The sequence below is a fragment of the Amycolatopsis vancoresmycina genome, assembly GCF_000716785.1.
Taxonomy (GTDB): Bacteria; Actinomycetota; Actinomycetes; order Mycobacteriales; family Pseudonocardiaceae; genus Amycolatopsis; species Amycolatopsis vancoresmycina.
This window is the reverse complement of sequence record NZ_JNYY01000010.1, coordinates 185,354-207,775: the sequence shown is the minus strand read 5'-3', so window position 1 is coordinate 207,775 and position 22,422 is coordinate 185,354. Positions and strand designations below refer to the sequence as shown.

Sequence of the window (22,422 nt, the reverse complement as noted above, 5' to 3'; positions counted from 1 at the left end):
CGCGGTGCGGATCACCACGGAACGGCTCACGCTGCACGCGTGGTCGGAGGAGTTCTTCGACGACCTGTTCGCGCTGGCCCAGCTGCCGGAGACGGTCCGGTACGTGGGCACCGGCGAGCCGTGGAGCCGCGAGTACACGCAGGCCAAGCACCAGGCGACGCTCGCGCACTGGGCCGAGCACGGCTTCGGCTGGTTCGCGGTGTCGGCGGCCCCGGGTTCGTTCGACGGCGTGGTGTCCCTGGTCCGCCGCAGCCCGATCGAGTCGGGCCTCGGCCTCCCGGCGGTGGAGATGGGCTGGTGGATCGCCCCCTCGGGCTGGGGCCGCGGCTACGCGACGGAAGCGACGTCCGCGGTCCGCGACCGGGTGTTCGAGTCGGGCTGGGCGGACCGGCTGCTGGCGGTGTTCGAACCGGTGAACAAGCCGTCGGCGCGGGTGGTGGAGAAACTCGGCTTCACGCTGCACAGCCGGTTCGTGCTGGACGGGCGGGTGGAGCAGCGGGCGGTCCTGGACCGCCCGCGCTGACTCGTCAGACGGGTACCGGCACGTTCCCGACCCACCGGTGCACCGCCTCCGCCAGCCCCGCGTCTCCCGCGCCGGGCGTGCCCACCCAGGCGACGTGCCCGTCCGGCCGCAGCAGCACCGCGTCGATGTCCGAAGTGGACGGACTCGACGCCGCGACCACCGGCACCCCGGCCGACCACGCCGCGAACGACCCGGACGGCGTCAGGTCCAGCAGCACCGGCCGTCCCGCGTGCAGCAGCGTCGCCAGGCGCGTTTCCGCGCCCGACACCAGCAACGGGACGTCCGGGGCGAGGCGTCCCAGCCACGGGTGGCCGCCCGGCTCGTAGCACGCGTCCAGCCCCGTGATGATCTCCGCCAGCGCGCGGTTCCCCGCCGGGTGCGCGGCGACGCGCCGCAGCAGGTCCGCCCACGGTTCCGCGCCGGCCTCCTCCACCGCGACCTGGGCGCGCGTGTTCGCCAGGATCCGCTCGCCCGCCGCGTGCCGCTCGGCGTGGTAGGTGTCCAGGAGACCCTCCGGAGCCGTGCCGCGGACCGTGGCCGCGAGCTTCCAGCCCAGGTTGAAACTGTCGTCGAGGGCGACGTTCACCCCGATCGCCCCCGCCGGCGGGTGGATGTGAGCCGCGTCGCCCGCCAGCAGCACCCGGCCTTCGCGGTACTTCGACGCCAGCCGGGCCGCGTCGCCGAAGCGGCTCAGCCAGCGGGGTTCGCGCAGCTCGACGTGCAGGCCCAGGACGGTGTCCACCTGGGCCTGCAGCCGCTCCAGCGTCACCGGCGTGTCCTTGTCCGACGGCGGGGCGTCCTCGCGGACCACGATCCGGACGTACCCCGGCCGCGGGATCACGAACAGGCTCCGCCCGTCCGGACCCGCCGAAGGCCCGTACGGCAGGTCGCATTCGACGTCGCCGAGCAGCGCGTACCAGCGCGCGTCGACCCCGGGGAAGCCGATGCCGGCCTGCTTGCGCACCGTGCTGCGGCCGCCGTCGCAGCCCACGAGGAACCGCGACCGGAGCGTCCGGCCGAACTGTCCATTGTGGACCACGGTGGTGACGTCGTCCGCGGACTGGGTGAACGAGCGCAGGTCGTGCCCGCGCAGGATTTCCACGCCCAGTTCGCGGGCCCGCGCCTCCAGGACCTCCTCGACGCGCGTCTGCGGGATGCCCAGCGAGAACGGGTGATCCGTGGCCGCGCCGTCGAGCAGCAGCGGACCGGGCAGGCCGGTGACCGGCGCGTGCGGCACCCGGTGCCCCTCCGCCACCAGCCCGTCGGCCAGGCCGCGCCGGGCCAGCAGGTCGAGCGCACGCGAATTGAGGTTGAAGCCGCGGCAGTACGGCGGGCGCTGCGGCAGGCGTTCGACGATCGTGGTGCGGACGCCGGCCAGCGCGAGTTCCGCGGCGAGCAGCAGGCCGGCCGGGCCGGCGCCGGCGATGAGGACATCGGTTTCGAACACGGTTTCCCCTCAGAAGTTCTCGGGCCAGGGCAGGGAGCCGGCGCGGATTTCGGCGGCGGTGTCGCGCGCCCAGTCGAGTTCCGCCTGCCAGGCGTGCCGGACGAACTCGACCTCGATCATGAACAGCCGCGGCGCGCCCTTCCCGACGGTCTCGGCCAGCGCCGTGTCCGCGCCTTCGATGCGTTCGGCGAGGTGGCGGGCACGTTCTTCGAGGGCGTCGGCGGCGCGATCCGGGCCGAGCGCGCCGAGGTAGCTCACCGCCGCGACGAACTTCGGGTACTCCGCGACCGGTTCGCGGACCAGTTCGTCGAGCCAGGCGACGAACTCCTGGCGGCCGAGTTCGGTGTGCGCGTAGACGGTCCGTTCCGGCCGGTTGCCCTCGCGGACCGTCTCGACGGGCTCGATCCAGCGGTGCTTGGCCAGTGCCTCCACGGTGTCGTAGAGCGAACCCGGGTTGATCTTGAACGTCGAGCCCTTGTAGCGCTCGCGCAGCGTGGACGCCATCTCGTACGGGTGCATCGGGCGTTCCAGCAAGAGGCCGAGCACGGCCAGGGCGAGGGTGTTGCGGATCTTGCGCGGCACTAGTCGCTCCCTATTAGTCGGAACCGACTATACGCTGGCGGTCAACCGTCTAGAACCGCGTGTGCTCCAGCCAGTGCTCGAACAGGGCCGCGTCCCCGGAAACGGTGAGCCGCGGATCGTCCGCCGCGAGCCGCCGGGTCAGGGCGAGCAGCAGGTCGGCGGCGCGGCCTTCGACGACGACGTCGGCCGCGCCGGTGCCCTGGGCCACCTCGACCCCCGACGGCGTCCGCCGGACCAGCCGGCCGAGTTCCGGGTCGGTGGCGTGGAAGAGCAGCGTCTCGCCGGTGCCCTGCAGCGGCGTCCGGTCCAGCGCCGGGTGCGGTTGCCGCGAGAACACGGCCACCAGGTCCAGTCCTTCGGAGATCCCGTCCGCGGCGAGGTCGCCGTCGACGTCGTACGGCGCGCCCGTCGCGAAGGCGGCGTCCGCGCGGTGGACGACGGTTTCGTGGGCCAGCCGCCGGGTCCAGAACCCGGCGCGCCGATCGGGCGTCCAGGTCGACGTCGGGGTCTCGGGCCCGACCTCGGCCACGGCCGCGACCAGCCGCTCCGCACCGTCGCGAAGCCAGCCCCCGAGGGCGGCGAACGCGGGCGGGTCGTCGACCGTGACGGCGTCGAACGGCACGTACCCGGTGGGCCGGCTCGCGATGATCACGGCGGACTTGTGGTAGGCCAGCCCGACGTGCCAGGCCAGGTCACGCAGTGTCCACTCGGGACAGGTCGGCACACGCAGCTGCGGATCGGCGCCCGCGATCGCGGTCCCGAACCGATCCGCTTCGGCGACGAGGGCACCGGCCAGCCGGTCGTGGCTCAACGACGTCATCCCGCCACGGTAGGCCGCGCGGCGGCGGCCGTGGGGTCATGATCGGCTGCCCCGAAGACGACCTCCCCGGACCTGGACGGCCCGCCTCGCCGGGGCCATGATCTTTTAGGGTGGCGGGATGACTGGGGATCTGAAACGCGCCCGCCTGGGCGTTTCCGTCGTGTTCGCGGTGTGCGGCGCCGCGTTCGCCACCTGGCTGGCGCGGGTGCCCGCGGTGCAGGAGCGGCTCGGGCTGAGCACGGGCGAGCTGGCGACCGGGTTGTTCGGCCTCGCCGCCGGCTCGGTGCTGGCGCTGCTGGGCGCGGGCGCGCTGCTCACCCGGATCGGCAGCCGGGCGGCCGTGGTGCTCGGCGCGATCGTGCTGTGCTCCGGACTGCCGCTGGTCTCGCTCGCGTGGTCGGCGCCGGTGTTCTTCGCCGCACTCGTCGTGCTCGGCGTGGGAAACAGCCTGCTCGACGTCGCGATGAACGCGCACGCGGCCCGCGTCGAAGAAGGCTACGGGCGCCCGATCTTCGCCGGCTTCCACGCCTTCTGGAACATCGGCGGCCTCGCGGGCTCGGGCGTCGATGCGCTGATGGAGGCCACGCACGTCCCGGTGTCCGTGCACTTCCCGGTGGCCGGCGCGGTGCTGCTCGCGCTGGCCCTGTGGGCGGCGCGCACCCGGTTCCTCACCGGCGCCGACCGCGGCCAGGGCGAAGCGGCGTTCGCGTGGCCGAGCCGGGTGCTGGTGCCGCTGGGCGTGATCGCGTTCTGCGGGTTCGTCGCCGAAGGCGCGGTCAACAGCTGGAGCGCGGTGTACCTCGCCGACGTCACCGGTGCGACACCGGCTCTCGCCTCTTTCGGCTACTTCGCGTTCTCCGGGACGATGATCGCGGTCCGCCTGGTCGCCGACCGCATCGTGGCGCGCACGGGCGCGGTCCGCTTCGCCCGCGTGGCGGCCACGATCGCGGTCCTGGGCTTCGCGCTGGTCCTGGTCGTGCCGTGGCCGGCCGCGGGCGTGCTCGGCTTCGCGGTCGTCGGGCTCGGCGTGGCCGGGATCGTGCCGATCGCGTGGAGTGTGGCGAGCCGCAAGCAGGCGGACGCCCCGGGCCGGGCGGTCGCCGCCGTCGCGGCCTGCGGGTACCTCGGGTTCCTCGTCGAACCGGTCCTGGTCGGCGCACTCGCCACCCGCGTCGGCCTGCACTGGGCGTTGTCCTCGGCGGTCGTGGTCACCCTCGGGATCGTCTTCCTCGCGCCGTCGCTGCGGGTGCGGGAACGCGACCTCACGCGCTGAGCCGGCGCTCGCGCAGCACACTTCACCGACCCGGAGGGCGATCTGGCGGCGCCGGGGACCGGTCGGGAGCATCCCGGGTCGCGTGCCAGAATCCGCGCATGATCCCCGACCCGCCCGGTACCTGGACGCTCGGCGACCGCACGGTCAACCGCATCGGCTTCGGCGCGATGCGGTTGCCGCAGCACGGCCGGGCCTTCGATCCCGGGGCCGTCCCGCGCGATCGCGGCCAGGCCATCGCCGTCCTGCGCCGGGCCGTCGAGCTGGGCGTCAACCACATCGACACGGCGGCGTTCTACTTCTCCCGGCTGCGGTCGGCCAACGAGCTGATCAACCGCGCCCTGGCGCCCTACCCGGACGACCTCGTCATCGCGACGAAGGTGGGGCCGTCCCGCGATCCTTCCGGCGCCTGGCAACCGCTCGCCGCTCCGGAGCAGCTGCGCGGGCAGGTCGAGGAGAACCTGCGGCAGCTCGGCCGGGACCACCTCGACGTGGTCAACCTGCGCGTGTCCGGGCTCGACTCGATCGCCGCGCACTTCGGCGTCCTGGCCGGGCTGCGCGAAGCCGGGCTGATCCGGCACCTCGGCATCTCCAACGCGCGTCCCGCACACCTCGCCCAGGCGCAGGCGATCGCGCCGGTGGTGTGCGTGCAGAACGCCTACGGCCTCGGCTACCGGCCGGAACAGGACGCGTTCCTCGACCGCTGCGGCGAGCAGGGCATCGCCTTCGTCCCGTTCTTCGCGATCGCCGGCGCCGGGCGCGAGGCGGGCGCCGGCGGCGACGAGCACGACGAGGTGCTCGCCATCGCCCGCGCGCACGACGCGAGCCCGGTGCGCGTGCGGCTCGCCTGGGCGTTGCGGCGCGGACCGCACGTGCTCGTCATCCCCGGCACCGGATCGGCCGGGCACCTCGAGGACAACGTCGCGGCGGGCGCCCTCCGGCTCACCCCGGACGAGCTGGCCCGCCTCGACGCCGTGCACTCACGCCGGCGGTGAGCCGAACCAGCGGGCGAGGTGGTCGTCCAGGTCCCGCTGGTCGTCCCCGACCCACGCGACGTAACCGTCGGGGCGCAGCAGGACACCCGGGACGTCCAGCGCCGCGGTGGGATCGGCGAGGTGGTCGACCCGGTCCGCCCAGCCCGCGGCGGTCAGTCCTCCGGTGCGGTCCAGCAGCAGGCCGCGGCCGCTGCGCAACCGGTCGTACAGGCGGCCACCCGCCACGTCGATGTCACGCAGCCGGCGCCCGAGCAGGTCCGGGCCGTCGCCGAAGTCGTAGCGGATGGCCGTCGCGGCGATCTTCTCGGTCAGGTGGCGGTTCACCTCGTTGATGTCCATCAGCTCGGTGAGCAGCCGGCGCATGGCCTCGGCGCCTGGTTCGGCCGACGACAGCGCCATCTGCGCCCGCGTGTTGTCCAGCACTTCCGCGGCGACCGGACGGCGTTCGGTCTCGTAGGTGTCCAGCAGGGCTTCCGGCGCCCAGCCGCGGACCTGCGCGGCGAGCTTCCAGCCGAGGTTGAAGGCGTCCTGGACGCCGAGGTTGAGGCCCTGGCCGCCGGTGGGCGGGTGGATGTGCGCCGCGTCGCCGGCCAGCAGCACCCGCCCGGTGCGGTACCGCTCGGCCAGCCGGGTGGCGTCCCCGAAGCGGGACAGCCAGCGCGGCGAGTGCACGCCGAAATCGGTGCCGGCGACGGCCCGCAGCTGCCGCTTGAACTCGTCGAGGGTGGGCGGCTGCGCACGATCGGCGACGCCCGCAGCGGGCACCACGACGCTGTAGACGCCTCCGCCGAAGGGCCGGAGCCAGAACCGCCGGTGCGGCGCGCCGACGCCGGCGAGTTCCGACGGCGGCACGCCCACCTCCATCTCGCCCATCAGCGTCTCCGTCCGCGAGGGCTCGCCGGGGAAGCCGACGCCGAGCAGCTTGCGAACGGTGCTGCGCGCGCCGTCACAGCCGATGAGGTAGCTCGCCCGCACGCGTTCGCCGCCGGCCAGTCCGACGGTCACGCCGTCGGCGTCCTGCTCGAACCCGGTCACCGCGCGGCCGCGCCGGACCTGCGCACCCAGCCCGATCGCGTGCTCTTCGAGGAGCCGGACGATCACCGGCTGCGGGATGCCCAGCAGGAAGGCGTGCGCGGAATCCAGGCCACGGGGCACGGGCGCGGGGATGCCGGCGAAGAACCCGGCGGCCGGACGTTGCCGCCCGTGCGCCAGGAGGCGGTCCAGCAGGCCGCGCATGGCCATCAGCTCGAGACTGCGCATGTGCAGGGCGACGATGCGCACGAACGACGCGGGTCCGGTTTCCGGATCCACAACGAGAACGCGCACGCCGTGCAGCCGCAGCTCGGCGGCCAGCACGGCGCCGGTCGGCCCGCAGCCGGCGATGACGACGTCGAAGGACGGGGTGTCCATGGTGGTGCCTTTCGGGAGTGCCTGTGGTCGAGGCGCTCCCGGCGGCAGCTACGTCAGCCGCCGGCCGTGACGGGAAGGGGGAGCACCCACGTCGATACCGCGGTCATGGGTCTCACCTCCTCGGGCGTGTCACGGACGGCTGCACGGTACAAGTCCGCGCGGCACGCCGTCCAGCCGATTTCAGGCCGTCGGGCGGCCCGCTCCCGCGTAGTCGTCGCCGTCGCGGCGGTACGAGTGCACCTGGACCGCCTGGCCGGTCTGCGGGGCGTCGATCATCTGCTGGTTGCCGATGTAGAGGCCGACGTGGTGGATCTTCGTCGCCGGTTCGCCGTAGAAGATCAGGTCGCCCAGCTGGGGGTCCGTCACGTGGGGGACGCTGCGGAACTGTGTGTCCGCCGTGCGCATCAGCTTGATGCCGGCGCTGCCGTACGCCGCCGTCGTCAGGCCCGAGCAGTCGAAGCCCGGGTCGTTGCCGCCGGTGCCGTTGCCGCCCCAGATGTACGGGAGGCCGATCTTGTCGATCGCGAAGTTGACCGCGCTCAGCACCGCCGGGTTCGGGGGCGCCGAGCCCTGGCCGACCGTGCCGTAGACGTTGACCGTGGCCAGCGTGCGGTGCAGGAACAGCGGCGCCGGCTGCAGCGTGCCCACCGAGTTCCACCACACCTGGCCCTGGGACAGGTCGTGGCCGTCGGCGCACAGCGCGCGGCCGGTGGTCAGCGCCGCGTCGTCGATGTTCTGGACATCGGGCTTCCCGCCCGACGCGCTCGCCTGGTACTTGCCCCAGATCGCCGGGGACAGCTGCATCGGCCCGGCGGCGTTCGCCGTCGAGACGACCTTGTTGTAGAAGTCGCGCACCTCGATCGTGCCGAGCGGCTTGTCCAGGACGCCGGTGGTGCCGAGCTGCCCGCCGCGCGCCCGGCCGTGGTCCGTGGTCACTTTTCCGACCGCGGCCAGCGTCACCCAGGAAAGGTGGCACCCGGGGATGTCCTTGCCCAGCTTCGTCGTCGCCTTCGCGTAGCCCACCATCGCGCGCAGCGGGACGTCGAGCCACTGGCTGGTCTTGGACGCCCAGGCGTCGAATTCGCTCGCTTCGGGCACCTTCGGCGGTGTCGAGGTCTGCGGTGGTGCGGTCGACGGCGGCTTGCCCGTCACCGGCGGCGCCTGCGTGATCGTCGCGGCGGCGTTCGTGGTCTCCTGCTGCTTCGGCGCGAGCAGGACGCCGGCCAGCAGGGCGCCCGCGACGACGACCACCGCGGCGATCACGACCACGGGCTTCCGGCGGCGAGGGGCGGGTGGCTCGGCCGGGACGCCCTCGGGCTCCTGCGCTTCGCTCACCGGGCCGCTCCGGTGAGCCGGTCGAGGACGAAGCCGCGCAGGCCGTCGAGGTCGGTGTCCAGCGCGACCTCGATCGGGCGGCCGGGGGAGAACTGCGGATCGTCCTCGCCGAGCCGCCGCCGGTCGACCAGGGTCTGGCCGCGGGCCGGGCCGAGGCCGCAGTCGACGTCGACCCGGTAGGTCTCGGTGTGCAGGATGCCCGGCGAAATCGCCTCGGCGACCGCGACGGCGTCGTGCATGACCATCCGGTCTTCGCCGAACACGCGCGTGTAGTGCTGCCGGTAGGTCGACGTCAGCCCTTCGAGGGTGGCGCCGACCGGCCCGGACGCCGCGAGCTTCGCCAGCCAGTCGCCGTCGACGGCGCAGCGGTGCGTCAGGTCGAGGGGCACCAGCACGACCGGGACGTCTTCCTCGACCAGCACGCGCCGGGCGGCTTCGGGATCGCTCCAGATGTTGAATTCGGCGGCCGTCGTGCTGTTGCCGAACGTGACGCCGCCGCCCATGATCACCAGCCGCGCGATCTTCGCCGCCGCGCCCGGGTGGGCCGCGAGCAGCGCGGCGATGTTCGTCAGCGGCCCGATCGGGGCGATGGTGACCGGCTCGTCGGCCGATTCCAGCAGGTCGAGCATCAGCCGGACGGCGTCCCGCTCCTCCAGCGGGCGGCTCGCCTCGGGCAGCGTGTAGGAGTGGCCCGACAGGCCGTCGCCGCCGTGGACCTCTTTCGCGTCACGCGGCTTCGAATACACCAGCGGCCGCGCGGCGCCGGCGGCCACGGGCACGTCGGTGCGGCCGAAGAGCTCCAGCAGCCGTCGCGCGTTCGACGTCGTGCGGTCGAGGGGGACGTTGCCGAAAACCGACGTCACGCCGAGCAGGTCGACGTCCGGGGACAGCGCCGCCAGCGCTATCGCCAGCGCGTCGTCGACGCCCGGGTCGGTGTCGATGATCAGCTTCGTGCCCATCCCGCTCCCCTTGCCTGCGAACCCGTCCCGCACACAGGTTACGGTCACTCGCATGACGTCGATGTGGGGTGCGCCCGCGCTGTCGCGGGTGCGGGCCTGGCGCCGCGCCCGGCAGGACCCGCGGCAGGCCAAGTTCCTGACCGCCGACTCGCTGCGCTGGGTGCTGCGCAACCGCGCGTACACGCCCTGGTACCTGGTCCGGTACTACCGGCTGCTCAAGTTCCGGCTGGCCAACCCGCACATCATCCTGCGGGGGATGCTCTTCCTCGGGAAGGACGTCGAGATCCACTGCCGCCCCGGCTACGGGCGGCTGGAGATCGGCCGCTGGGTCCACATCGGCGACGGCAACGCCATCCGCTGCCACGAGGGTTCGCTGCGGATCGGCGACAAGTCCGTGTTCGGCCGCCAGAACGTGATCAACTGCTACCTCGACATCGAGCTCGGCGCGGCCACGCTGGTCGCCGACTGGGTGTACATCTGTGACTTCGATCACGTCATTTCGGACATCCACGTGCCGATCAAGGACCAGGGCATCGTGAAGTCGCCGGTCCGGATCGGCCCGGACACCTGGCTCGGCACGAAGGTCAGCGTCCTGAAGGGCACCCGCATCGGCCGCGGCAGCGTGCTGGGCGCGCACGCGGTCGTCCGTGGTGACATCCCGGACTACTCGATCGCGGTCGGCGCGCCGGCCCGCGTGGTCCGCAACCGCGAAGACGACTACGCGGCCGACGCCGCGCGTCGCGAAGCCGTCGCGGACATGGCTCGCAAGGCGAACAAGGCCCTGCAGAAAACGCTCGGGGAGCAGTAGGACTACTCAGGCCGCGTGGTCGTTTTCGCGACATAGTGGCCGCATGGGGGAGTTCCGCGAGGTCGCCGTGTCCGCGCTGCTGGCGGTGGGCGCGGTGGTGTGGCTGCTCGTCGTCCCGTACCTGGTGCTGCAGGGCGCGCTCGCGAACATGCCGGCGTTCGGCACGAGCACGCACGCGGGCGACGGCTACCTGACCTGGGCGGCCTGGCTCGGCGCCGGCCTGCCACTGGCGGGTTTGGTCGTTTCGGCGACCACGCGCCGCCGCGGGTGGACGTGGTTCTACGGAATCGCCCTCGTGCCCGCGGCCGTCGTCGCGGCGCTGGCCTGGGCGGACCACGTCCGGCACGCCCCGCCGCCACCGCCGGGGCCGCGCCACTGCGTCGAGCACAGCGGCGGCGGCAACGAGTGCCCGGGCGGCTGAGTGCGTCAGACGCGGGCCCGCAGCTGGTCGCGGACCTCCATCAGGGCGAAGCCGAGCAGGTTCAGCCCGCGCCAGTAGTCCGGCTTGGCCGCGTTCTTCTCTTCGCGGGCGAGGCCGGTGCCCCACACGAGGTCCTTCTTGGACGCTTCGACGAGCACCTTGTCCTCGGTCCCGAGCAGGAACCGGCGCAGGTCGCGGTGGGCGCGGAACTTGGCGAGGTTGCCGTCGACGACGATGTCGAACCGGTGCCGCTCCCAGATCCCGGCGTCGAACCCGGCGACCTCGCGGCCGAGCACCTTCGCCGTCTTCGGGTCGGGGGTCTCCCGGATCAGCGCCGCCTTCTCGTGGTCGCCGAAGAGCAACGCCTTGCCGGCCATCATGTAGTGCTCGGCGGTCGGGTAGACGGCGCCGTCGGCTTCGAACGGGTCGAGCCACCACTGGCTCAGGCAGCTCGCCGTGACCCGCCCGGACTTCGCCGGCGTGTGCCCGTAGAACAGCAGGTATTCGGGCTCCGCACCCTCGTGGACCTTTTCGCGCAACGCCTCGACACTGCGGACACCGTCGACCTTCACCATCCGCCTAGTGGACCACGCGCTCAGAGCAGGAAGTGGAACAGGGGGCTGCCCGGCTCGATCCGGTCCACCTGCAGCGGGCTCGCGGCCATCCGGGCCAGCAGACCCGGCAGGTCCGACGACCGGGCGATCTCGATGCCGACCAGCGCCGGGCCGGTTTCGCGGTTGGTGCGCTTGACGTACTCGAAGCGCGTGATGTCGTCCTCGGGTCCGAGGACCTGCTCGACGAACAGCCGCAGCGCGCCCGGCTCCTGCGGGAACCCGACGAGGAAGTAGTGCTTCAGCCCTTCGTGCATCAGCGACCGTTCGAGGATCTCGCTGTAGCGGCTGACGTCGTTGTTGCCGCCGGAGACCAGGACGACCACCGTCTGCCCGGGCGTCACGCGGACCACCGAGCCGAGCGCCGCCGCGGCGAGCGCGCCCGCGGGTTCGGCGATGATGCCGTCGGACTGGTACATCGCCAGCATCTCGGTGCACACCGCGCCCTCGGCGACCGCGGTCAGCTCGGCGCCGCTCTCGCGGATCAGCGGGTAGGTGACCGCGCCGGCTTCGCGGACGGCGGCGCCGTCGACGAACGAGTCGAGCTCCGGCAGCCGCACCGGGTGCCCGGCCTCGAGGGCCGCCGCCACGCAGGCCGCGCCCGCGGGTTCGACGCCGACGATCCGCACGTCCGGGTGCCGCTCGCGCAGCCAGCTGCCGACGCCGGCGAGCAGCCCACCACCGCCGACCGGCACGACCACGACGTCGGGTACGAACCCGAGCTGCTCGATCACCTCCCGCGCGACTGTCCCCTGCCCGGCGACGGTCCGGACGTCGTCGAAGGCGGGAACGAGGGTCGCGCCGGTGCGCTGGGCGTCCTCGTTGGCGGCGGCGAAGGCGTCTTCGTAGGTCTCGCCGACCACGACGACCTCGATGTGCGCGCCGCCGAGCGCCGCGATGCGTTCGCGCTTCTGCCGCGGCGTGGTGCCGGGGACGTACACGCGGCCGTCGGCCCCGAGCCGGCGGCACGCGTACGCGACGCCCTGGGCGTGGTTGCCCGCGCTGGCGCAGACGACGCCGAGGGCGCGGGTGGCCTCGTCGAGCTGGACGATGAAGTTGTAGGCGCCGCGGATCTTGTACGACCGGACGGTCTGCAGGTCTTCGCGCTTCACCCAGACCTGCGCGTCGACCCGGGCCGACAGCCGCGCGCTCGGCTCCAGCGGCGTCCGGGTCACCACCCCGGCCAGCCGCCCGGCGGCCTCTTCGATCGTGGCCGCGGTCACCGTGTCGATGTCGTGCACCCCGATGAATCTACGACTCGCGCGTCCCGGGCAACCTCCCGGGCCTCCGGGCGCATCAGAGGGGTGTCGAACAGGAATGGGGGCGCCGATGGACGCCGGATTCACCGAGTACGTGACCGCGCGGGCGGGCTGGCTGCGCAAGGTCGCGTACCTGCTCTGCGGTGACTGGCACCGGGCCGACGACTTGGTCCAGTCGGCGGTCACCCGGCTGTACGCGAACTGGCCGCGGGCCGCCCGCGCCGACAACGTCGATGGCTACGTGCGCCGCACGCTGGTCAACACGTTCCTGGCCGAACAGCGGACGGCGTGGTGGCGCCGGGTGGATCTGCGGGAAAAGGACCACGACCCGCCCGCGTCCCGCGCGGACGTCGAACAGGCACTGGACCTGCGGGCCGCACTGGAGCGGCTGCCGGTCCGGCAGCGCGCGACCGTCGTCCTGCGTTACTTCTGCGACCTGCCGGTCGCGGAGACCGCGCGGGCACTGGGCTGTTCCGAAGGCACCGTCAAGAGCCAGACCGCGAAGGCCGTGGAGGCGCTTCGCGAGCTGCTGCGCGAACCCATTCGGGAGGGACGAGCATGACCGACCACGAGCTGGCCACCAAGCTGAAGGAGCTGGCCGAGACGGCCGCCCCGCCGCCTCGCATCGACCTCGACCGCGCGCGCCGGATCGGGGGGCGTCGTCGTCGCGTTCGGACCACGGCGCTGGTTCTCGGCTGCGCCGCGGTCGTGGCGGCCGGCGGTGTGACGGCGGTGTCGGTGTTCCGGCCGGTCCCGCCTCTCGCGGCCGCTCCGGTGGCCGGGGCCCCCACGGCCGCCCCGCCCGCCCCCACCGACAACCCGATCGTGGCGAAGGCGGCCTTCGGCTGGTTGCCGGAGCAGATCGCGGGTGTCGAGTACGCCGTCGGCGCGCACGGCGACACCGCGCTGGCCATCGGCCGCGGCGAGCCGGCGCCGATGATCTGGTTGTCGGTATACGACCAGGACCCACCCGTCCCTCGCGACCTGGGCGGACAGCCCTCGCGCATCCCGGTCCGGATCGGCGGCCACGACGGCTACTGGCTCACGACCGACCCGGGCGACCCGGTGAACCACGGCAGCGCCTACCTGCAGTGGCGGGCCGCGGACGGGCGGTGGGCCCGGCTCAACGCGCACTACCTCCTGGCGCCGGACCTGCAGGAGGTGCTGACTCGCGTGGCCGAAGGCGTGACGCTCGGGAACCGGGCGGTGCCCCTGCCGCTGCGCATCACGAGCCTGCCGGGCACGTTCCACCTGAGCGACGGCTACCTGATGCGCCGCCCGGACCAGGACGGCGTGCCGTGGCGGCTGGTGCTGCAGTATTCGGTGAACGGCGGTCTGGCGACGATCAACGTGTCGCCGCCCGGTGGCCCCACCGACGGCCTCGGCGTACCGGAGTGCGAGGCGAGGAAGGGGCTGAGGGTCTGCGTCGCGTTCGACCAGCCGAAGGTCGTGGGCATCACGGCGAAGGAACTGCTCGGCCGGATCACCCTGATCGGGACCGACGAGACGAAGTGGACCACGCACGTGACCGGGTGATCAGCCTTTCGGCACCGCCGGGTACGGCACGAAGGTGCTGGTGTTCTCGTCCACGGTGAGCTGCTTGCCGATCGTCGGGAACGCGCGCTGCGAGCAGGCCGGGCGTTCGCAGACTTTGCAGCCCATCCCGATCGGCGTCGCGGCGGCGGGCTCGTCCAGGTCCAGGCCCGTCGAATAGACCAGCCGCCCGGCGTGGCGCAGTTCGCAGCCCAGCCCGACCGTGAACGTCTTGCCCGGGCTGCCGTAGCCGCCGATGTTGCGCGACACCGTGCGCGCGATCCAGAAGTAGCTCTTGCCGTCGGGCAGCGTCGCGATCTGGGTCAGGATCTTGCCCGGCTGGGTGAACGCCTCGTAGATGTTCCACAGCGGGCACGCGCCGCCGACGCGGGAGAAGTGGAACCCGGCCGCGGACTGCCGCTTCGACATGTTGCCCGCCCGGTCGACCCGCACGAACGAGAACGGCACCCCGCGCTGCTTCGGCCGTTGCAGCGTCGACAGCCGGTGGCAGACCGTCTCGAAGCCGACGCCGTAGTGGTCGCACAGCCGCTCGATGTCGTAGCGGAACCGCTCGGCCGCGGCCAGGAACGGGCCGTAGGGCAGGATCAGCGCCCCGGCGAAGTAGTTCGCCAGGCCGACCCGGGCCAGTGACCGGGCGGCCGGGCCGGAGAACGCCCACGAGTCGGCCAGCTCGGTGATCAGGTCGTCGTACTCGAGCAGCGCGATCTGCGAAGCCATCCGGAACGCCTGCTGCCCGACCCGCAGGCTCGGCGCCAGGCGCAGCACCCGCGTCACCGGCTCGTAGCGGTGCTGCTGGCCGGCGGCTTCGTCGATGCCCTCGCTGGTCACCTCGACGCCGTAGCGCTGGGACAGGCGTTCCTTCAGCGCGCCGAGCACCTGCCCGCGCTGCAGCGGGACGTCCGCGGCCATCTTCTCGGCGCGTTCGTCGAGTTCCGCGACGTAGTTCTCGCGCTCGTAGAAGAAGTCGCGGACCTCCTCGTGCGGCAGCGGCGCGGCGGCACTGCCGTGCAGGCCCAGGCCGTTTTCCATGGTCAGCGCGGCGGTGTTCTCGACGGCGTTGCGGTAGCTGCGGTGCAGCTTGACCAGCGCCTGCGCGATCGCCGGCAGGTTGGTGGCCAGCTCGTTGAGCTCGCCCGTGGTCACGTCGATGCCCAGTGCCTCGTCGAGCAGGGCTTCCTTGACGTCGGCGACCAGGCGCGAGGTGTCGTTGTTGGCGAAGAACTCGGTGTCGACGCCGAACGCCTGGGTGATCCGCAGCAGCACCGGCACGGTCAGCGGGCGCGAGTTGTGCTCGATCTGGTTGAGGTAGCTGGGTGAGATCTCCAGCACACGAGCGAGGTCGGCCTGGCTCATCGCCCGGCTTTCGCGCAAATGGCGCAACCTCGCTCCGGCGAAAGTCTTCTCCATGAACGCCCTCTTTCCCGGAAGGTTTCCGGCCCTGAACGGTTACGTGAACGGTCAAGAACGCGGATTTTCGATCACTTGCGAACCGGGCGATTCGCAACCTTTGCAAAGAGCGTACGTACCCTTCGCACAAATTGGCAAATTGGACAACTGGACCGCGTTTTCGCTGGCGTGTCAGGGTCAGGCCAAGCAAGGCGAGCAATCGCAAACTTCGCAACACCGGGAGATCCGATGACGGAACAGGCCAAGCAGGCGGCCGCGGAGCTGGCGGCGCAGTGGGCGAACGACCCGCGCTGGGCGGGCGTGCAGCGCTCCTACTCGGCTGAGGACGTCGTCAAGCTGCGCGGCAGCGTGGTCGAGGAGCACACCCTGGCCCGCCGCGGCGCCGAGAAGCTGTGGGACCTGCTGCACACCGAGGACTACATCCACGCGCTGGGCGCGCTGACCGGCAACCAGGCGGTCCAGCAGGTCCGTGCGGGCCTGCAGGCGATCTACCTGTCCGGCTGGCAGGTCGCGGCCGACGCCAACCTGGCCGGCCAGACCTACCCCGACCAGAGCCTCTACCCGGCCAACTCGGTGCCGGCCGTGGTCCGCCGCATCAACAACGCGCTGGGCCGCGCCGACCAGCTGAACTGGGCCGAGGGCAACACCGACATCGACTGGTACGCGCCGATCGTCGCCGACGCCGAGGCCGGCTTCGGTGGCCCGCTCAACGCGTTCGAGCTGATGAAGGGCATGATCGCGGCCGGCGCCGCGGGCGTGCACTGGGAAGACCAGCTCGCGTCGGAGAAGAAGTGCGGCCACCTCGGCGGCAAGGTCCTCATCCCGACCAAGCAGCACGAGCGCACGCTGAACGCCGCCCGCCTCGCCGCGGACGTGCTGAACGTGCCGACCCTGGTCGTCGCCCGCACCGACGCGCAGGCCGCGACCCTGCTGACCAGCGACGTCGACGAGCGCGACCAGCAGTTCCTCACCGGCGGCCGCACCGCCGAGGGCTTCTACGAGGTCCGCAACGGCATCGAGCCGTGCATCGAGCGCGGCCTGGCCTACAGCCAGTACGCCGACCTGCTCTGGATGGAGACCTCCGAGCCGGACCTCGAGGTGGCGCGCAAGTACGCCGAGGCGATCAAGGCGAAGTTCCCGGACCAGATGCTGGCCTACAACTGCTCGCCGTCGTTCAACTGGAAGAAGCACCTGGACGACGCCACGATCGCGAAGTTCCAGCGCGAGCTCGGCCACATGGGCTACAAGTTCCAGTTCATCACGCTGGCCGGCTTCCACGCGCTGAACTACTCGATGTTCGACCTGGCGCACGGCTACGCCCGCGAGGGCATGACCGCCTACGTCGACCTGCAGGAGCGCGAGTTCGCTTCGGAGAGCCGCGGCTACACCGCCACCAAGCACCAGCGCGAGGTCGGCACCGGCTACTTCGACCAGGTCGCCACCGCGCTGAACCCGGAGAGCTCGACCACCGCGCTCCGGGGCTCCACCGAAGAAGCCCAGTTCCACTGATCCCGGCCGCGGCCTGACGGCGACCACCCCCAGCGTCGTCAGGCCGCGACCTTCCCCCTTCTTCCCGCACAGCTCGTGGAGGCACCCCATGGTCGATCGGCTGAACTACCGCATCGAGGTCACCGGCCCGGTCGAGGGCCGGTTCGCGGAGATCCTGACCCCGGCGGCACTCGACTTCCTGGCCAAGCTGGACAACACGTTCGCCGGCCGCCGGCGCGAGCTGCTCGACGCCCGCCGCACGCGGCGCGAGGAACTGCAGTCCGGGGACAAGCCGCTCGGCTTCCTGCCGGAGACGCGCCGGGTCCGCGACGACGAGTCGTGGCACGTGGCCCCGACCGCGCCCGGTCTGGAGGACCGCCGCGTCGAGATCACCGGCCCGACCGACCGCAAGATGACGGTCAACGCGCTGAACTCCGGCGCCAAGGTGTGGCTGGCGGACTTCGAGGACGCGACGTCGCCGACGTGGCACAACGTGATCGACGGCCAGCTCAACCTGTTCGACGCGATCCGCCGCAACATCGACTTCACGACCGAGGCGGGCAAGCGCTACACCATCGGCGACGACCCGGCGACGATCGTCGCGCGCCCCCGCGGCTGGCACCTGGTCGAGAAGCACATCCGCATCGACGGCCGCCCGGTGTCGGCGAGCCTGGTCGACTTCGGCCTGTACTTCTTCCACAACGCGCGCCAGCTGCTCGCCCGCGGTGTCGGCCCGTACTTCTACCTGCCGAAGCTGGAGAACCACCTCGAAGCGCGGCTGTGGAACGACGTCTTCCTGCTGGCGCAGCGCGAACTCGGCATCCCGCGTGGCACCATCCGCGCCACCGTGCTGATCGAGACGATCACCGCCGCGTTCGAGATGGACGAGATCCTCTACGAGCTGCGCGAGCACGCCGCGGGCCTGAACGCCGGCCGCTGGGACTACATCTTCAGCCTCATCAAGAACTTCGCCGCGCACGGCGCCGACTTCGTGCTGCCGGACCGCGCGCAGGTCACGATGACCGTGCCGTTCATGCGCGCCTACACCGAGCTGCTCGTGCGCACCTGCCACCGGCGCGGCGCGCACGCCATCGGCGGCATGGCGGCGTTCATCCCGAGCAAGGACCCCGCGGTCAACGAGATCGCCGTCGAGAAGGTCCGCGCGGACAAGGAGCGCGAGGCCGGCGACGGGTTCGACGGCTCCTGGGTCGCCCACCCGGGCCTGGTCCCGATCTGCCGCGAGGTCTTCGACGGCGTGCTCGGCGGCTGGCCCAACCAGCTCGGCAAGCTGCGCGAGGACGTCGACGTCACCGCCGAGGACCTGCTCGACGTGGCCAGCGCCGGCGGCGAGGTGACCGAGGCGGGCGTGCGCGCGAACATCAACGTCGCCCTGCGGTACGTCGACGCGTGGCTGCGCGGCACCGGCGCGGCGGCGATCCACAACCTGATGGAGGACGCGGCCACCGCGGAGATCGCGCGCTGCCAGGTCTGGCAGTGGATCCGCAACGGCACGAAGCTCGAGGACGGCACCGCGCTGACCCGCGAGCTGGCGGTCGAGTTCCTGCACGACGAGCTCGCCTCGGTGCGCGCCGAGCTGGGCGCGGGCAACCGGCTCGACGACGCCCACGAGATCTTCACCGAAACCGCGCTGGGCGAGAAGCTGCCGAGCTTCCTCACCACGGGTGCCTACGCGCGGTACCTCACGGACGCCCGGTAGCAGGGCCCCGGTCTCCCTTACCTGACGAAGGGAGGCCGGACTCCACACCGATTGGGATGGTGTGGGTCCGGACCGGCCCGGTGGCGGCGGCTCCCCGCCACCGGGCCGGTTCAGTTCCGCGTCAGGAGATCGCGTAGGCCCGGATCACTGTCTGCTGCACGGTGTTCCCGTCGTCGTCCGCCGCCTTCGCCCGCAGCGAGACGAACCCGCTCGCCGGGTTCCGCACCACGACGGTCCAGTGGTCGCCGGTCCGCAGGGCCGGCGCCGGCTGCCAGGTGCGCCCGTCGTCCGCGGACGTCTCGACGGCGAGCTTGCTGCCGGTGCCGCCGCCTTGCCGTTCCACGTAGACCGGGAACGTCACGACGCAGTTGCCCGGCGCGCGGTTGCGGAGGTCGACCGCCGGGTCGAACCGGGCGGTGAGCAGCGGCAGCGCCCGGCCGTCCGCGGCGGCCGACGAGCGGAACCCCCACTCCGCCGACACGTCCGTCCACAGTGGCCACCAGGCGGTGTGCCGGTGGACGTCCGCGGTGAGCCGGTACGCACCATCGGCGTCCGGTACCGGGAAGGTGGCCATGCCCGGCCCGGCCGGTGCCACGGGAATCGCGACCCCGTCCTTGGTGAGGCTCATCGAACCGGTGTCCCCGATACCCGGCTGGGCGATGCGCGGCCGTCCGGCGGCGTCACCGAACAACGGCAGCCACATGTCGAACACCCCGTCCTTGCGCCACGCCCACGGCCGCGGCTGCTCGCCGGCGTGCGTCACGGTCAGCCCGCGCAACGACGGGCCGGCCACGGCCTTGTTCCAGGCGAGCCGGTACTGGCGGCCGGCGGCCAGGTCGAGCTGCTCGGTCAGGTCGCCGAGGTACCCGGCGGTCCACATCGTCTCCCACCGGCCGGGGGAGTAGTACTCGGTGCGTTCCTGCTGGTCGCCGACGGGTTCGGTGTAGCCGTAGCCGACCATCCGGCCGAAGAATTCGCGCGCCGCGACGTACCGGACGGCCGAGGCGACGTTGTCGTGGTACGCGGTGCGCACCTCGGCCAGGTCACGCGTTTTCGGCCGCTGCACGCGGGCGGCCGTCACCGCCTGCTCGACGCCGTCGAAGAGTTCGTAGCGGAAGTTCGGCGACGGACGGCTGACCACCGTCGCCGTCGCGCCGCTCGTCTTCGCCAGCTCCGCCAGCCGTCGTCCGGTCACCGACGCCCCGCTCCAGATCGTCGGCATGGTGAGCGCGGGCGCGCCGCCGCCGAGCACCGTGGCCGCGGTCGCGTCGCCCGACAGGGACACGACGCCGAGCTTCGCCCCGGCGTGCTCGACGTTCGCGAGCCGTTGGTAGGTCTCGGTGATCGGCGTTTCCGCCGGCACCTGGACGACCACGACCTTGCCGCGGGCGTCGATGCCGGCCAGGTCCTCCGGCGTGCCGCCCCCGCCGGACACCAGCGGCAGCGTGCTGCTGCCCGCCGGCGCGGCGGACGCCAGCCACATGCCCCGGACCGCGAACGGCTTCCCGTCGTCCGCGGTCAGCTCCAGGTCCGGTTCGGTGGCCCGGCGCTGCTGGCTGAGGGCGTAGGCGGCCGACGACGTTCCCGGCACGGTGGCGGCGAAGGCCTCGTGGAAGCGCGGGTCGAGGTCCGTGCGGTCCGCGAACACGCAGGAGCAGGCGGTGATCCGGCTGAGCCGCTGTACCCCGTGCGTGCCGCCGCGCGCCGCCGGGTTGTCCGGCTCGATCGACATCGCCTTGCCGTCGCGGGCGTCGAAGGTTTGCGTGACGTCGTGGTCGAGCGCCAGCTCCGGCTGGCTGATGAAGCTGTACGACGGCTCCTGGCCCGGCCGCGGCGTCTCGATGACGCTGTGCAGGGCGTACCGCCCGCGCGGGAGCCGGTAGGTGCCCGGTCCGGCGTCGGTGACCGCGCCGGTGTCGAGGTCGAAGATCGCCACCGGCGGGTACCCGGTCGGCGTCCACGCCTTGCCGTCGCGGTCGGTCAGGCCGACGGTCAGCTCGTACATCTCGCCCTCCTGCCGGACCGACAGGGCGGTCCGGGTGCTGACGCCGTCGCCGCGCGCGGTGAGGACGCCGGCGTGGGTGCCCGGGGAGCCGTCCTGGGCGGTGAAGGTGAGTTCGACCGGGGTGCTGCCGCCCGCGGGCACCGTCACGGCGGGCGGGAAGGTGACCAGGCTGCCGAGGTCGCTGGCGAGCGTCAGCGTCACCGGCGTGGCGCCGGAGTTGTACCAGGTGACCGTCGCTTTCTTGGCCGTCCCGCGGTTGGGCCATGGCAGGTACGCCGAGGCGGCGCCGGTCGCGGTGACCGCCGTTGTCGTCGCGCGGGCGACGTCGACGCGGCCGGGGCCGACCGCGGCCGGCCCCGCGTCGACGGGCGTGGCGCTGCTGGTCAGGGCCGCCTTGAGCCGCTCGGCCGGCCAGTCGGCGTGCTGCTGGGCCAGGATCGCCGCGGAGCCCGCGACGTGCGGCGTCGCCATCGAGGTGCCGCTGAGCGTCTGGTAGCCGTCGCCGGCGGGGTCGCCGGCGGGCGGGATCCCGGCCGGGCGGGCCGCGGTGATCGACTCGCCCGGGGCCGCGACGTCGGGCTTGGCCGCGCCGTCGCCGGGCCGCGGACCGCGGCTGGAGAACGGGCTCAGGACGTCCTTTTTGGACACACTGGCCACGGCGAGCGCGGCGTCGGCCGCCGCCGGGCTCTCGACGGATTCGTCCTGGCCGGAGTTGCCCGCGGCGACGACGAACAGCGTGCCGTACTGGTGGCTCAGGCTGTTCACGGCTTCGGACACCGGATCGGTCCCGTCCGACGGGCCGCCGCCGAGGCTCAGGTTGACGACGCGGGCGTGCGCCTCGGTCACGGCCCACTGCATGCCGGCCAGGACGGCGTCGAACGTGCCGTGGCCGGAGTCGTCGAGGACCTTCCCGACGGCGAGGGTCGCGTCCGGCGCCACGCCCCGGTACTTCCCGCCCGACGCCGCGCCGGAGCCGGCGATCGTCGAGGCCACGTGCGTGCCGTGCCCGTGGCCGTCCTCGACGCCGCCCTTGCCGGTGAAGTCCCTGGCCGGGCCGACGCGGCCGGCGAAGTCCGGGTGGGCGGCGGAGATGCCGGTGTCGAGCACCGCGACGGTCACGCCGCGGCCGGTCAGGCCCGCCTGCCACGCCGTGGGGGCGCCGATCTGCGGCACGCTCTGGTCGAGGCTCGCGTGCACCTTCGCGTTGAGCCACACCTTCGCGGGGCCTGCCGCGAGCGTGGCGGGTGCCGTGGTGAGCCGGTTCCAGAACGCCGCGGCGCCGGACTTGGGCTCGTCGAGGGCGGTGTAGCCCAGCGCGGCCGGCCGGGCGGCCACACCGGTCCGGGCGGCGACCGCCGGGCCCGCCTGCCGGACCAGCAGCGGCACCTGCGGCGTGCGGGCGTCGTCGTAGCCCTGCCGCAGCAGGCCGGTGACGTTGAACAACTGCTCGTCGAGCCGCCCGGCGCGGACCAGCCCGGCGGCGTCGCCCGGCACGACGTAGCTGTCGCCGTGCCGGGTGTACTGCCGGAAAGGCACGGGGCGGTCGCGGCGGGCGGGCAGCACCCGCACGTCCCCGCCGCCGACCAGCACCTGATCGCCGGTGACCAGCGTGATCCGGCTCGGCGCCCCGGCCGCCGGGTCCTTCGCCGGGGCCGCGGCGGCGGTGGGTGCGGTCAGCACGCCCGCGGCCAGTGTCACCGCGACGGCCGCGGTGATCGGTTTTCTCATGGAATGGTTCCTCCCAGTCGGGTCCCCCGGTCGGTGGAACGGGCCCCGCGCGGCGGCGGGTTGCCCGGATTCCGATCTCCGGG

General features: G+C 72.8%; 19 protein-coding genes. 9 read left to right on the top strand and 10 right to left on the bottom strand.

Features of this window, described 5'->3' with window-relative positions; translation table 11 throughout:
- The first annotated feature begins 4 nt into the window (after positions 1-4).
- Positions 5-523, top strand: a complete 519-nt coding sequence (locus tag OO60_RS25400) for a GNAT family N-acetyltransferase (protein ID WP_003058913.1) — start codon at positions 5-7, stop codon at positions 521-523.
- A 4-nt stretch (positions 524-527) separates the two neighbouring features.
- On the opposite strand, the gene OO60_RS25395 is transcribed toward OO60_RS25400, so the two are convergent.
- From OO60_RS25395 to OO60_RS25385, 3 genes are read right to left on the bottom strand one after another with little or no spacing between them, the layout of a single operon-like run.
- The gene (locus tag OO60_RS25395) at positions 528-1,970 is read right to left on the bottom strand and encodes an FAD-dependent monooxygenase (protein WP_003058911.1); all 1,443 of its coding nucleotides are present in this window, start codon (positions 1,968-1,970) and stop codon (positions 528-530) included.
- 9 nt (positions 1,971-1,979) lie between these two features.
- Positions 1,980-2,552 (bottom strand): PadR family transcriptional regulator, encoded by a 573-nt coding sequence (locus OO60_RS25390; RefSeq protein ID WP_003058909.1) that lies wholly within the window; start codon positions 2,550-2,552, stop codon positions 1,980-1,982.
- A gap of 49 nt (positions 2,553-2,601) precedes the next feature.
- A complete protein-coding gene (locus tag OO60_RS25385; protein WP_003058907.1) occupies positions 2,602-3,372 on the bottom strand; it encodes a maleylpyruvate isomerase family mycothiol-dependent enzyme in 771 nt (256 codons plus the stop codon).
- A gap of 118 nt (positions 3,373-3,490) precedes the next feature.
- On the opposite strand from OO60_RS25385, the gene OO60_RS25380 reads away from it, so the two are divergent.
- Complete coding sequence (locus OO60_RS25380) at positions 3,491-4,645, top strand: MFS transporter (RefSeq protein ID WP_003058904.1); 1,155 nt, start codon at positions 3,491-3,493, stop codon at positions 4,643-4,645.
- A gap of 98 nt (positions 4,646-4,743) precedes the next feature.
- Positions 4,744-5,637 carry an oxidoreductase gene (locus OO60_RS25375; protein WP_003058901.1) on the top strand — a complete coding sequence of 298 codons (894 nt, stop codon included), beginning with the start codon at positions 4,744-4,746 and terminating at the stop codon, positions 5,635-5,637.
- Here OO60_RS25375 and OO60_RS25370 read toward each other — a convergent pair.
- The 3 genes from OO60_RS25370 to OO60_RS25360 form a co-directional block, all read right to left on the bottom strand.
- Entirely contained in the window at positions 5,623-7,047 is a 1,425-nt protein-coding gene (locus OO60_RS25370; RefSeq protein ID WP_003058898.1) for an FAD-dependent monooxygenase, read from the bottom strand. The two genes, OO60_RS25375 and OO60_RS25370, sit on opposite strands and share 15 nt — an antisense overlap.
- A gap of 180 nt (positions 7,048-7,227) precedes the next feature.
- Positions 7,228-8,316, bottom strand: a complete 1,089-nt coding sequence (locus OO60_RS25365; protein WP_003058895.1) for a C40 family peptidase — start codon at positions 8,314-8,316, stop codon at positions 7,228-7,230.
- Positions 8,317-8,378: 62 nt separating this feature from the next.
- Positions 8,379-9,341, bottom strand: a complete 963-nt coding sequence (locus tag OO60_RS25360) for a nucleoside hydrolase (protein ID WP_003058893.1) — start codon at positions 9,339-9,341, stop codon at positions 8,379-8,381.
- A gap of 52 nt (positions 9,342-9,393) precedes the next feature.
- Here OO60_RS25360 and OO60_RS25355 point away from each other — a divergent pair, with 52 nt between their 5' ends.
- Both OO60_RS25355 and OO60_RS25350 read left to right on the top strand, forming a co-directional pair.
- On the top strand, positions 9,394-10,149 hold the full coding sequence (locus OO60_RS25355) for an acyltransferase (RefSeq protein WP_003058890.1): 756 nt from the start codon (positions 9,394-9,396) through the stop codon (positions 10,147-10,149).
- Positions 10,150-10,192: 43 nt separating this feature from the next.
- Positions 10,193-10,570, top strand: coding sequence for a hypothetical protein (locus OO60_RS25350; protein WP_003058888.1), 378 nt, complete (start codon positions 10,193-10,195; stop codon positions 10,568-10,570).
- Between the two features lie 5 nt (positions 10,571-10,575).
- On the opposite strand, the gene OO60_RS25345 is transcribed toward OO60_RS25350, so the two are convergent.
- Both OO60_RS25345 and ilvA read right to left on the bottom strand, forming a co-directional pair.
- Positions 10,576-11,145 (bottom strand): riboflavin biosynthesis intermediates N-glycosidase, encoded by a 570-nt coding sequence (locus OO60_RS25345; protein WP_003058884.1) that lies wholly within the window; start codon positions 11,143-11,145, stop codon positions 10,576-10,578.
- Positions 11,146-11,165: 20 nt separating this feature from the next.
- Positions 11,166-12,422 carry a threonine ammonia-lyase IlvA gene (gene ilvA, locus OO60_RS25340; protein WP_033262187.1) on the bottom strand — a complete coding sequence of 419 codons (1,257 nt, stop codon included), beginning with the start codon at positions 12,420-12,422 and terminating at the stop codon, positions 11,166-11,168.
- A gap of 88 nt (positions 12,423-12,510) precedes the next feature.
- On the opposite strand from ilvA, the gene OO60_RS25335 reads away from it, so the two are divergent.
- On the top strand, positions 12,511-13,002 hold the full coding sequence (locus OO60_RS25335) for a SigE family RNA polymerase sigma factor (protein ID WP_004561114.1): 492 nt from the start codon (positions 12,511-12,513) through the stop codon (positions 13,000-13,002).
- Positions 12,999-13,976: a hypothetical protein gene (locus OO60_RS25330; protein ID WP_004561113.1), complete on the top strand. Its 978-nt coding sequence runs from the start codon at positions 12,999-13,001 to the stop codon at positions 13,974-13,976. Before OO60_RS25335 ends, OO60_RS25330 begins: the two co-directional genes overlap by 4 nt.
- Here OO60_RS25330 and OO60_RS25325 read toward each other — a convergent pair whose 3' ends face one another.
- On the bottom strand, positions 13,977-15,401 hold the full coding sequence (locus OO60_RS25325; protein WP_033262186.1) for a short-chain fatty acyl-CoA regulator family protein: 1,425 nt from the start codon (positions 15,399-15,401) through the stop codon (positions 13,977-13,979). It lies immediately after the preceding gene.
- Positions 15,402-15,629: 228 nt separating this feature from the next.
- On the opposite strand from OO60_RS25325, the gene aceA reads away from it, so the two are divergent.
- Both aceA and aceB read left to right on the top strand, forming a co-directional pair.
- Entirely contained in the window at positions 15,630-16,910 is a 1,281-nt protein-coding gene (aceA, locus tag OO60_RS25320) for an isocitrate lyase (RefSeq protein ID WP_004561111.1), read from the top strand.
- 88 nt (positions 16,911-16,998) lie between these two features.
- Positions 16,999-18,606, top strand: a complete 1,608-nt coding sequence (aceB, locus tag OO60_RS25315; RefSeq protein WP_004561110.1) for a malate synthase A — start codon at positions 16,999-17,001, stop codon at positions 18,604-18,606.
- Positions 18,607-18,727: 121 nt separating this feature from the next.
- Here the strand turns inward: aceB and OO60_RS46945 are convergent, their stop codons facing one another.
- Positions 18,728-22,339, bottom strand: a complete 3,612-nt coding sequence (locus OO60_RS46945; protein WP_081911256.1) for a S8 family serine peptidase — start codon at positions 22,337-22,339, stop codon at positions 18,728-18,730.
- Positions 22,340-22,422 lie beyond the last annotated feature (83 nt).